This window comes from Nocardia thailandica NBRC 100428 (assembly GCF_000308795.1).
Classification (GTDB): domain Bacteria; phylum Actinomycetota; class Actinomycetes; order Mycobacteriales; family Mycobacteriaceae; genus Nocardia; species Nocardia thailandica.
In genome coordinates, this window is sequence record NZ_BAGK01000078.1 from 1 (window position 1) to 10,517 (window position 10,517).

General features: G+C 73.5%; 10 protein-coding genes and 1 riboswitch. Of the genes, 1 reads left to right on the forward strand and 9 read right to left on the reverse strand.

The features are described 5' to 3' along the window. From ON36_RS08410 to ON36_RS08430, 5 genes are all read right to left on the reverse strand, one after another. Window positions 1–982 (reverse strand): ABC transporter permease (locus ON36_RS08410; protein ID WP_043649975.1); only part of this gene is annotated, 982 nt, incomplete at its 3' end. Window positions 983–984: 2 nt separating this feature from the next. Beyond that, complete coding sequence (locus tag ON36_RS08415) at window positions 985–2,631, reverse strand: ABC transporter substrate-binding protein (protein WP_052313767.1); 1,647 nt, start codon at window positions 2,629–2,631, stop codon at window positions 985–987. Continuing rightward, complete coding sequence (locus tag ON36_RS08420) at window positions 2,631–3,593, reverse strand: ABC transporter substrate-binding protein (RefSeq protein ID WP_043649977.1); 963 nt, start codon at window positions 3,591–3,593, stop codon at window positions 2,631–2,633. The genes ON36_RS08415 and ON36_RS08420 overlap by 1 nt, the downstream gene beginning before the upstream one ends. Before the next feature lie 32 nt (window positions 3,594–3,625). After that, window positions 3,626–4,387 carry an amino acid ABC transporter ATP-binding protein gene (locus ON36_RS08425; protein WP_043649978.1) on the reverse strand — a complete coding sequence of 254 codons (762 nt, stop codon included), beginning with the start codon at window positions 4,385–4,387 and terminating at the stop codon, window positions 3,626–3,628. Then, entirely contained in the window at window positions 4,384–5,373 is a 990-nt protein-coding gene (locus ON36_RS08430) for an amino acid ABC transporter permease (protein ID WP_083884997.1), read from the reverse strand. Before ON36_RS08430 ends, ON36_RS08425 begins: the two co-directional genes overlap by 4 nt. Window positions 5,374–5,539: 166 nt before the next feature. Beyond that, window positions 5,540–5,635: riboswitch (SAM riboswitch) on the reverse strand. Between the two features lie 224 nt (window positions 5,636–5,859). Here ON36_RS08430 and ON36_RS08435 point away from each other — a divergent pair. Next, window positions 5,860–6,579, forward strand: coding sequence for a hypothetical protein (locus ON36_RS08435; protein ID WP_052313768.1), 720 nt, complete (start codon window positions 5,860–5,862; stop codon window positions 6,577–6,579). A gap of 179 nt (window positions 6,580–6,758) precedes the next feature. Here the strand turns inward: ON36_RS08435 and ON36_RS08440 are convergent, their stop codons facing one another. From ON36_RS08440 to ON36_RS08455, 4 genes are all read right to left on the reverse strand, one after another. After that, on the reverse strand, window positions 6,759–7,934 hold the full coding sequence (locus ON36_RS08440) for a glycosyltransferase family 2 protein (protein WP_043649980.1): 1,176 nt from the start codon (window positions 7,932–7,934) through the stop codon (window positions 6,759–6,761). A gap of 1 nt (window position 7,935) precedes the next feature. Next, a complete protein-coding gene (locus ON36_RS08445; protein ID WP_083884998.1) occupies window positions 7,936–8,700 on the reverse strand; it encodes an LppM family (lipo)protein in 765 nt (254 codons plus the stop codon). 144 nt (window positions 8,701–8,844) lie between these two features. After that, window positions 8,845–9,645: a carotenoid biosynthesis protein gene (locus ON36_RS08450; protein WP_052313770.1), complete on the reverse strand. Its 801-nt coding sequence runs from the start codon at window positions 9,643–9,645 to the stop codon at window positions 8,845–8,847. A 50-nt stretch (window positions 9,646–9,695) separates the two neighbouring features. Continuing rightward, a partial coding sequence (locus ON36_RS08455; RefSeq protein ID WP_043649983.1) for a phytoene desaturase family protein occupies window positions 9,696–10,517 on the reverse strand: 822 nt, incomplete at its 5' end.

A 10,517-nucleotide genomic window follows, 5' to 3' on the forward strand; every position in this document is an offset into this window, starting at 1 on the left:
CCTCACCGGTTTCCTCGGGTTCGGGCTCCGCGACCCGGCCACCGCCGGCACGACCGGTGATGCGCGGGTCGAGCAGCGGATAGAGCAGGTCGACGGCCAGATTCACCGTCACGAAGATCAGCGCGGTCAGCAGGACGATGCCCTGCACGACCGGGATGTCCTGATTGAGCACCGCGGTCTGGGTCAACCGCCCGACCCCGGCGCGGGCGAACACCGACTCGACCACCACCGAACCGGCCAGCATGGTGCCGACCAGCACGCCGGCGATGGTGAACGTCGGCACCGCGGCCAGCCGGGCGATGTGGCGGCGCTGCACCCACCAGCGCGAGGCGCCCTTGGCCAGCGCCACTTCCGCGAACGGCTGGCGCCAGGTGGACTCCAGTCCCGCCGCCAGCACCTGGGCGATGACCGCGCCGATCGGCAGGGCCAGGGTCAGCGCGGGCAGCAGCGTGCCCCGCAGGCCCGTCCCACCGAAGGCGGGGAACAGGTGCAGCCGGAAGGAGAACAGCTGCAACAGGATCAGGCCGGTCCAGAAGGTCGGCACCGCCACACCCAGCGGCGGCAGCGCCAGCAGGGTGTTGCGGAGCCAGGGCCGGCGGGTGTAGGTGGCGGCGAAGGCCAGCGCGGTGCCGCCGAGCGCGGCGAACAGCAGCGCCAGACCCGCCAGGCCCAGCGTGGCGGGCAGCGCCTTCGCCAGGTCGGCGGTGACCGGGTCCCCGGTGGTCAGGGAGTGGCCGAGATCGCCGGTCACCGCGTTGCCGAGGGCGTCGAGGTACTGCTGCCACAGCGGCTTGTCCAGGCCGTAGCGCGCCTGGAGTTCGGCGATGGCGGCCTTGTCCACCGGGGTGCCGGGGCCCGCGCCGTCGGCGGCCATGGACACCGCGTCCGCGGGCAGCAGGTACAGCACGACGAAGGAGACGGTGAACGCCGCCCACAGCACCCAGATCGCTTGCAGGACCCGTGAACCCACGTACGTGACCATGATCAGCGCCCGCTGATCCAGGCGTCGAAGAACTGCAGGCGGGCCGAGGCCTCGAACTTCACGCCCTGGGTGTGGGCGGCCGCGCCGATCGCCTGCGACAGCTCGATCGTGGGGACCCACAGGCCGTTGTCGAAGATCTGCTGCTGCGCGGTCTGCACGAGGGCCTTGCGCGCCGCCGGGTCGGTGGTGCGCACCTGGGTGTCGAGCGCGTCGTCGAGCGCGGGGATGGCCTGGCGCGCGTTGAAGTTGCGGGTGTTCAGGCCGAAGCTCAGGCGCAGGATGTCGCCGTCGGCGCGGGTGGAGTTGTAGTAGATCGCGTCGTAGTCCTTGGCGTTCTGGCGCGCGGTGAACTCCGGGCCCGAGGTCAGGTCCAGCTTCAGCTCGACTCCGACCTGGCGCAGCTGCTGCTGGGTCAGCTCCAGGATGGCCTGGTTGCCCGCGAACACCTGGCTGAACAGCACCGAGAAGCTCAGCCGCTCCCCGTTGCGTGCGCGGATACCGTCCGCGCCGGGGACCCATCCCGCCTTGTCCAGGATCGACTTCGCCTCGGCGGCGTCGAACTTCACCCGCGAGGACAGGTCCAGGTAGCCGGGGGTGTTGGCGGCCAGCACCGACGTGGCGGGCTTGAACTGCGGACCGAGCACGGTGTCGACGAGCTGGCGGCGGTCCAGCGCCGGGACCAGCGCCTGGCGCACCGCCGGGTCACGCAGCGGGCCGCGGGTCACGTTGGGCTGGAAACCGAAGGTGATCCCGGGGTTCGAGGTCGACAGCACCCGCCCGCCCGCGCTCTCGATCTGCGGGGCGTCCTGGGGCAGCGCGTCGCTGATCGCGTCGAGCTGCCCGGAGACGAGGCTGCCGGTGCGCACGCCCGACTCGGGCACCACGGTGAAGACGATCTTGTCGAGGTAGGCCTCGCCCTGGTGGCCGAACACCGGGGAGCCCCAGGCGTAGCCCGCCCGCTTGGCCAGGGTGATCTCGGTGTCCTTGGCGAAGGCGGTGTAGGTGAACGGGCCGCTGCCGATGTTGCCGCCCGCGCACCGGTCCTCGGCGGGCTTGGCGTTGGTCGCGGGGGCCAGGATGCCCAGCGCCGCGCTCGAGGAGCCCTGCAGGAACTGCACGTTGGACTGGCCGAACTCCACCCGCGCGGTGAGCTTGTCGACCACGGTGGTGCCGGTGTAGCCGGTCAGGTAGCTGTTGCCCAGCGGCGCCTTGACCCCGCCCAGCCGGATCACCGCGTCGAAGGTGTCGCGGACCGACTCCGCGGTGAGCGGGCTGCCGTCGCTGAAGGTGACGCCGTCGCGCAGGTGGAAGGTGAAGCTCTTCGCGTCCGGGCCGACCTCCCAGCGCTCGGCCAGCCACGGGGTGATCTGGCCGGTGCTCGGGTCCTGGTCGGTGAGCGAGTCCACCACCTGGCGGGCCACGTAGATGGTCTGGTTGCTGCCCGCCTGGGCCGGATCCGAGCAGGTGGGCGCCTGGGACAGGCCGTAGCGCAGGGTGCCGCCGGGCTGCGGCGGGCCCGCGTCGCCGGAGCCCGCGGTGTCGGTGCCGCAGGCGGCGAGGGTGGTGGCGGCCGCGAGCGTGCCGACGAGGGCGAGCAGACGGGGACGATTCACTACACGTGCTCCTGGACGAGAAAGGAAGGGGGACATCAGGCCGGCTGCTTCTTCGGCAGACCGGGGGGGTTGATCCGCGATTCGGTGACCTTCTCCGAATCCAGGCCCCAGCGGTCGATGACCTTCTGGTAGGTGCCGTCGGCGATCACGTGCGCCAGCGCGGCCTGCACGGCCTCGATCAGGCCGTTGCCCTTCTTCGTCAGCACGGCGATCTCGCCCTGCAACTGCTCGCCCGCCCCCGAGAAGGTGGCCACGATCGTGGACTCCTTGGTGGTGGTGGAGTGGTAGATCGCGGTCGGGTTCGGGCCGATGTAGCCGTCGATGCGCTGGGAGGCCAGCGCGAGGTAGTAGTCGGTGACCTGCTGGAAGTAGGCGATGTCGATCGGCTTCAGGCCCTCGGCGACGTTCGCCTCGTTCCACTTGACCAGCAGCTGTTCCTGATTGGTGCCGCTGCCGACGCCGATCCGCTTGCCCGCCAGGCTCCTGCGGTCCTTGTACTCCCAGGGCGCCTTGGCCGGCACCTCGAGCGCGACGTTGTCCTTGCGGTAGGTGGCGAAGTCGTACTTCTCCTTGCGCTCCTCGGTCACCGTGACGTTGGAGACGAACGCGTCCACCTCCCCGGAGTCGACGCGCACGAAGTTCTGCGACCAGTCGGCCACCTGCGGAACGAGTTTCAGTCCGAGCACATCGGCGACCAGCGTGGCGAAGTCGACCTCGGAGCCGACGATGGTCTTGTTGTCGGTGGCGTAGAACCGCAGCGGCGGCGCGGAGCTGCCCGACCCGGTGACCACCAGCGTGCCGCGATCCCGGATGGCCTGCGGGACCAGCGCCGCGATCGCGTCGACCTTCGCGGCGTGCACCCGGGTGCCCTGCTCGGGGGAGAGGTCGAAGGTGACCTCGCCCGCCGTGACGGTGTTCGCCGCCTCGGGTTCGGCGGTGCAACCGGTGAGCACCAGGGCGGCCGCCGCGGCGGCGCCGATCAGTGCGGAGAACTTCATCTGTGTCGAACCTGTTCTGCTTGCGGTGGGCGTCAGTGGACGCGGGAGAGGAAGGCGCGGGTGCGCGGATGGGTGGGCGAGTCGAGGACGGCCTGCGCGGTGCCCCGTTCGACGACGACCCCGGCGTCGAGGAAGACGACGGTGTCGGCGACCTCGCGGGCGAAGCCGATCTCGTGGGTCACGATCACCAGCGCGGTGCCGCTGTGCGCGAGGTCGCGGATGACGGCCAGGACCTCGCCGACCAGTTCCGGATCCAGCGCCGAGGTGGGTTCGTCGAAGAGGATGACCCGGGGTCTGAGCGCCAGCGCGCGGGCGATGGCCACCCGCTGCTGCTGCCCGCCGGAGAGCCTGCGCGGGTAGGCGTCGGCGAAGCCGGCCAGGCCGACCCGGTCGAGCAGCTGCCTCGCCTCCGCCTCGACCTCGGCGCGGGCCCGGCGCTGGGCGGTCAGCGGCGCCAGGGTGACGTTGTCCAGCACGGTGAGATGCGGGAACAGGTTGAACTGCTGGAAGACGAAACCGATGGTGCCGCGCTGGGCGCGCACCGCCCGGTCGGGCAGCGGGTGCAGGACCTGCCCGCGCTGCCGGTAGCCGATCAGCTCGCCGTCGATGTGGACCGTGCCCGCGTCCTGCGCCTCGAGGTGGTTGAGCACGCGCAGCAGCGTCGACTTGCCCGACCCGGAGGGGCCGATGAGCGCCACGACCTCGCCCGGCTCGACCGTGAGGTCGACCCCGCGCAGCACCTCGGTGGCGCCGTAGGACTTGCGGATGCCGGCCGCCCGGACCGCGGCGGTCATCGGGTCGCTCCCCGTGGCGCGCCCGCGGTGATCTCGGTGATCTTGGCGCGGACCCGCTGCCACGGCGTCGGGGGCAGCTCGCGCTGCGCGCCCTTGGCGTAGTGGCGTTCGATGTAGTACTGCGCGATCGAGAGCAGGGTGGTCAGGACGATGTACCAGACCGTGGCGACCATGAGCAGCGGCACCACCCGGCCGTTGCGGCCGAAGATCACCTGCACCTGGTAGAACAGCTCGGCGATGGCCATGACCGACACGATCGAGGTGCCCTTGAACAGGCTGATCACCTCGTTGGCCGCGTTCGGCAGGATCGAGCGCATCGCCTGCGGGAGCACGATGGTGCGGAACTGCCGCCACCTCGGGATGCCCAGCGCCGCCGCGGCTTCCAGCTGGCCCGGATCCACCGAGATCAGCCCGCCGCGGATCAGCTCGGCCGAGTAGGCCGCCTGGTGCAGGGCGAGGCCGATCACCGCGGCGGTGAAACCGCTGATGACGCCGTTGACCTCGAAGTCGAAGAAGGCGGGCCCGAACGGGATGCCCACCGACAGCCGCTGGTACAGGTAGGCGATGTTGAACCAGAACAGCAGCTGCACGATCAGCGGGATCGAGCGGAACGCCCAGATGTAGAACCAGGCGATCACCTGCAGCACCGGGTTGCTCGACACCCGGGCCAGCGCCAGCAGCGTGCCGAGCCCGAAGCCGAGCAGCGTGCCCCACAGCGTGAGTTCGACGGTGACGCGCAGCGCGGCCAGCACCGACGGTGCCGAGAAGTACTGCGCGAAGGTGCCCCAGTCCCAGCCGGGGTTGGTGATCAGGCCGTGCGCGAACTGCGCGACGACCAGCAGCGCGGCGCCGGCGACGACCCAGCGCCAGGGGTGCCGGGCGCGGGCGATCCGGGGTGACGCGGGCGCCTCGCCGGTCTCGTCCGCCCGTGGCGGGTCGAGCGCCGGTGGCGCGGTGTGCGCGCCGGGAACAGCGAACGCGCTCATAGGTGAATCCTTCGGGTCCTGCTGACGAGTCGCGCGTGGCGGCGGACTCCACCCGGCCAGTGACGGGTGTGCGAGCTGGCGGCGCTCAGCGCGGACAGGCCGCCGTGGTGACCCGGCACTGGTCGATGTGCCTGCGCCGGTGAGCAGCGGTGAGCAACGTGGTCCTCCTCCATCGATCCCGGCAGAAGCACCCGCACCCGGTCGCGCCGGGGGGTTGCTGCGACGTCGCGGAGCCAGGTCTCTCGGTCGCTCGAGATGGGTGTGTGCCCCCGGCCGTGACCGTGAGCGAAGGTAAGCATGGCGAGGATTCGGTTGGCGCACAACGATAGAAATCAGCGTGAGCGCAGTTGTTGGCCTCGCGCCCCCGCGCGCGGATACTGGACGCCGCAGACAACACGCCGCGTGACACGCCGATCGCGTGCCGCCGGATCCGCGGTGGCCGCGGAGTAGCCTCGACCTTCGGTGGATACCGGTGAAGGAGGCGTCATGGCCCCGCTGCGTCGTGTCGATGCCAGGATCGTCGGTGGTGCGCTGGCGGTGTGCGCCGTGCTCGCGGTGTCCGCGCCCGCGGTGCTCGCGGGGCCGCCGGAATCGGTGCCGCCCGCCGAGGTCACGCGGGCGGCGCCCGGCACGCGCACCGTCGCGGCCGATCCGCTGTCGGCCTACACGGCCGCGATACAGACGCTGGAATCGCTGGGGGTGCAACCGTTCCTGTATCCCACGGCGGGCTGGTGCGGTGCGGACGCGGGCGGTCTCGTCCCCGCGGTCGCCGGGGCGGCGCCCGGCCCCTGGCCCCGGCAGACGGTCAGCGTGCCCGGCCTCGACCTCACCGCCGTGAAGTCCGGGCAGACGTTGTTCACCTTCGTCCCGGCCGGACTGCCCGCCGACGCGCCCGGCGCGAAGACCTCCGGCATGCAGGTCGCCTGGCTCAATGTCGCCACCGGGCGCGGCGGCATGGCCTCGATGGGCACTCTCGGCGACATCGCCGCGAGTCTCGTTCCCCCCGAGGTCCCGGCCGAGCTCCGGCCGTTCGCCGAGCAGGCCCTCCGCGACTTCCTCGCCGCGGCGATCCCGCTGGGCGGCGTCCGCGCGGTCCCGGTCGACACTGGGCACGGGACCGTGCTGGCCGCGGTGTTCGGCACCGTCGACAACGGCGGCCGCTCGTGCTTCTTCCTCCCGACGGTCGGCCTGATCGACGTTCCGTAACGCGGTTCGGCGGGCGCATCCGCGCTTCACCGGCAGGCCCTGCGATTCGAGTCACCTGCGGGCCGCCCGGCCGGAACAGGTCCCGGCGAGGACCCGTGCCCGCGGCTCCGCCGGCAGCGCGGTGACTCCGTGCCCGGCCGCTCCCGCCGTGCACGGGCACGAGCGCGAGCGGTCGGGACTCAGCCCGAACGGCCGACGAGGGTCTCCGTGTCGTCGGCGACCAGCGGGCGCTGCTTCCAGACCAGGCGACCGGCGCGCCGGTCGCGGTGCGAGCGCACCCACAGGGCGAGATACCCGGCCACCGAGGCCGGATGGGCCAGGGCCCAGAGCAGATCGCGCGCGGCCGGTGGGCGGCGGGTCTCGATGCCGCGGGCGGCGACCCGCCCGGTGACGGCGGCCAGGCAGCCGAGCAGGCCGGCGCGGCGGGTCGGCCCGCGGCCGAACACCGCGGCCAGCGGCGGCACCCAGTAGGCGAGCGCGGCCGACACGGCCACCGCGAGGCCGGCGGGAACGCTGCCGCGATAGGCCGACCACAGCCAGCGGGTGTAGCCGCCGGCCAGGTCGGCCGCGCCGTCGTACATGCGCGCCGTCGCGGCGTCGCCCGCGCTGACCAGGGCCGTGGTCGCGCCGGTGCGGCGGACCGCGCGCGCCAGATCGAGATCCTCGGTGGCGCTGGCGGCCACCCCCGCGTGGCCACCCGCGCGCCGGTAGGCCTCGGCGTCGAAGACCAGGAACTGGCCGCAGGCCACGGCGGTGGACGGGCGCAGGCTGTGATTGGCCGGGCCCATCGGCAGGGTCGTCGCCCACGACCACGCCAGCAGCGGCTGGATCAGGTGCTCGGCGGCGGACCCGGCCCGCTGGGCGGGCCACGGCGAGACGAGTCCCGCGCCGCGGCGGCGCAGTTCGGTGACCGCGGCGGCCACCGCGTGCGGGCCGAGCCGCACATCCGCGTCGACGAAGACCAGTGCCGCAGTGTCGGCCCGGGCCGCCAGCCGGGCGCACGCGGCGGCCTTGCCGGTCCAGCCGGGGGCGGGGTGGGCGGCCGAGCGCAGCACGGTGAACCGGTCGTCGCCGTCGGCCGCGGCGAGGGCGGCCTCGTAGGTGCCGTCGGTGGAGGCGTCGTCCAGGATCAGCACCCGCAGCCGGGGCACGCCGGTCTGGGCGCGCAGATCGGCGACGAGATCGGGCAGGCGCGCGGCCTCGTCGCGGGCCGGGACGCACACGGTCACCGGTTCGATGACGCCGGCGACGCGCCGCGGCAGGGCGCGCAGCGTGAGCAGGTTGTAGACGGCGGTCGCCGCGCCGAGCCCGGCCAGGCCGGCCCCGGCCCTGGTCAGCAGCGCCGCCGCGCCCATGTCAGCGGTCCCGCCAGCGGGCCTGCGCGTCGCGCCACAGGTCGCCCGGCGAGAAGTTCGGGCGCGGCGCGTTCGGGACCGGCGGATTGCGGTTGTAGAAGGCCATTCCCGCCACCAGCGCGGCGACGGCCAGCGTGATCCCGCCGACGATGCCTGCCCAGCCCGCGAACGAGCGGGTGTTCGGGTCGGCGTACTTCACCTCGGCCCGCAGCGTGGAGACGTCGCCGGCGGGCAGCTTCCAGGTGACGGTGTTGTCGTCGACCCGGTCGCCGTTGGTCTTGGCCACCCGGGCCGGGAAGGCGATGGAGAACTGCACGTCCGAGCCCTGCGGGGGCACCGACTTCAGGTCGACCTTGCCGCTGAGGCTGACCAGGTCGCCGCTGCGCTGGAAGTTCAGCGTGAACATGCCCTGGGTCTGGTCCGACAGGCCGGCGAGCTGGCCGACCTCGCCGAAGGACAGGTCGTCGAAGAAGACCTGCGAGCCCACGTACCCGTCCTGGGAGTAGGGGTCGACCCGAACCTTGGCCGCGAGCGCCTCGGGCGCCTTGAGCTGCGGACCCTTGTCCCCGGCCGCGGTGGGCACCACGGCGGCCACGATGCGTCCCGACACGCGGTCGTTGGACGAGACGCCCATCGACACCTGCACCCGCAGGCAACCGGCGAGGACGGGCGCGAGCAGGGCCACCAGCACGGCGATCGCCGCGGCACGGCGCGCACGCGAGCGGTGCGGGGGAGCGGACGGCTTGTCGGCGACGAGACTCTGCACGGGTCACATCGTGCCAGGCGTGTGCGCCCGAATGCACAACGACGGGCGGAGTGGCCCGCGGGGGATCGGTCCCTGTCCCGCCGACCAGCGCGATCGGGGGCGGGGGCGGGTGCCGGAGCCGGGTGCGTCGGGGTCTCCGGAGGGTCAGCCGTGGCGACCGGCGCGCGTGCGCCGCCACAGCAGCGGGACGCCGAGCGGCGCCAGCCCGGCCAGACCCCAGGCCGCGGAGGCGGGCAGGCCGAGGAACACCGCGTGGGCCAGGGCCGAACCCAGCCAGGTCCACAGGAACAGGGCGACCGGCACCGCGACCGTGTTCCGCGCGCCGGGCGGGCGCCACCGCTCGAGCAGGGTCAGCGCCAGCCCCATGAGCGTGGCGACCAGTGCCCAGCCGAGATAGTTCGTCAGCGGGATCTCCGGGATTCCCGGCAGCCCGGAGCCGGTGTCGCACCAGGTCCACTGGCCGTCGGCGACCATCTGCGGGTCGAGGAACAGATCCCAGCCGAGCGCGCCGGCGACCAGCAGCGCCACCCGGGCAGGCGGCCGCGCGGCGAGCATCCCGGCCACGATCCAGATCGGATACAGCCCGCCGGTCCAGGCCAGCGGCACCACCAGCGGCACGTCCGCGAGCGCGGGGCCGATCCGGCCTGCGGCGTAGGAGTAGCAGCCGAACGGGTGACCGGTCGCCGTGCCGATCACCTCGGCGGTCAGCCCGAGCCCGGACACGATCACCAGAAACCCGGCGGCCCAGCCGAAACCGCGGGTGGCGGCCGCGTGGGTGAGCGCGGCGGCCGCCGACAGGCAGACCACCGCCACCGTCACGTGATCGCGCGCCGGACCGGCGGTGAGCGGATAGGCGATCTGGGTCAGGACCAGCAGCGCGGCGAGCACGGCCGGGACCCGCCTCGCCCGGTCGGCGCGCCACCAGCGGGTGGCCGCGGCGACCACCGCGCGGGCGTCGGTCGGGGACCGCGCGTCGGCCGCCGCGCGCGGGCCCGTCACCGGCGGCGGGACCACGGCCGGCGGCCACGCGAGTCGGACAGGAGCAGCCGGGCGGCGCTGCGGCCGGAGGCGCCCGACACTCCGCCTCCGGGATGGGTCGACGCCCCGGTCAGATACAGGCCGGGCGCGCCGGGCACCCGCTGGCCCGACAGCTCGGGCAGCGGACGCCACAGCATCATCTGGTCGAGGGACATCTCCACGTGCATGACATTGCCCCCGCGCAGCCCCAGCTCGCGTTCCAGGTCCGCGGGCGTCTGGACGAACCGGTCCAGGACGGTGGCGGCGAAACCCGGTGCGTAGCGGTCGACCTCGGCGACGATGCGGTCGCCCTCGGACTCCGCGTGCGCGCTCCAGTCGCTGCCGTCGGCGAGCGCGTAGGGATGCCACTGCGCCCACAGCGAGAGCTGGTGCTGCCCGGCCGGGGCGATGCCGGGGTCGAGGGCGCTGAAGCTCATGGCCAGCACGACCGGTCGCGGGGGGAGGTCCCCGGCGGTGGCCGCGCCGTGCGCGCGGCGCAGCTGGCGACGGTCCGCGACGAGAAGCTGCAGGCCGTGGGCGGACTCGGCCGCGGCGGCGCCCGGGTAGGCGGGCAGCGCCGAGGTCGCCGCGCGGACCACCATGCCGATGCCGGGGCCGACGCGGATGCGGCGCTGCCAGTCGTCGAGGGTGCCGGTGTCGAAACCGCCCGCGCGCAACAGGTCGAGGGTCGCCAGGATGTGCGCGCCCGCCACCACGGTGCCCGCCCGCAGGTCCCGGCCGGACGCGGTGCGGATCCGCCAGCCCGCGCCCGCGCGGCGCAGCTCGGTGACCGCGTCCCC

What these genes read in the sequence shown, in the direction of transcription:
- ON36_RS08420 (WP_043649977.1), bottom strand. Translation starts at nt 3,593, where the DNA reads ATGAAGTTCTCCGCACTGATCGGCGCCGCCGCGGCGGCCGCCCTGGTG.
- ON36_RS08440 (WP_043649980.1), bottom strand. Translation starts at nt 7,934, where the DNA reads ATGGGCGCGGCGGCGCTGCTGACCAGGGCCGGGGCCGGCCTGGCCGGG.
- ON36_RS08435 (WP_052313768.1), top strand. Translation starts at nt 5,860, where the DNA reads ATGGCCCCGCTGCGTCGTGTCGATGCCAGGATCGTCGGTGGTGCGCTG.
- ON36_RS08425 (WP_043649978.1), bottom strand. Translation starts at nt 4,387, where the DNA reads ATGACCGCCGCGGTCCGGGCGGCCGGCATCCGCAAGTCCTACGGCGCC.
- ON36_RS08415 (WP_052313767.1), bottom strand. Translation starts at nt 2,631, where the DNA reads ATGTCCCCCTTCCTTTCTCGTCCAGGAGCACGTGTAGTGAATCGTCCC.
- ON36_RS08430 (WP_083884997.1), bottom strand. Translation starts at nt 5,373, where the DNA reads ATGAGCGCGTTCGCTGTTCCCGGCGCGCACACCGCGCCACCGGCGCTC.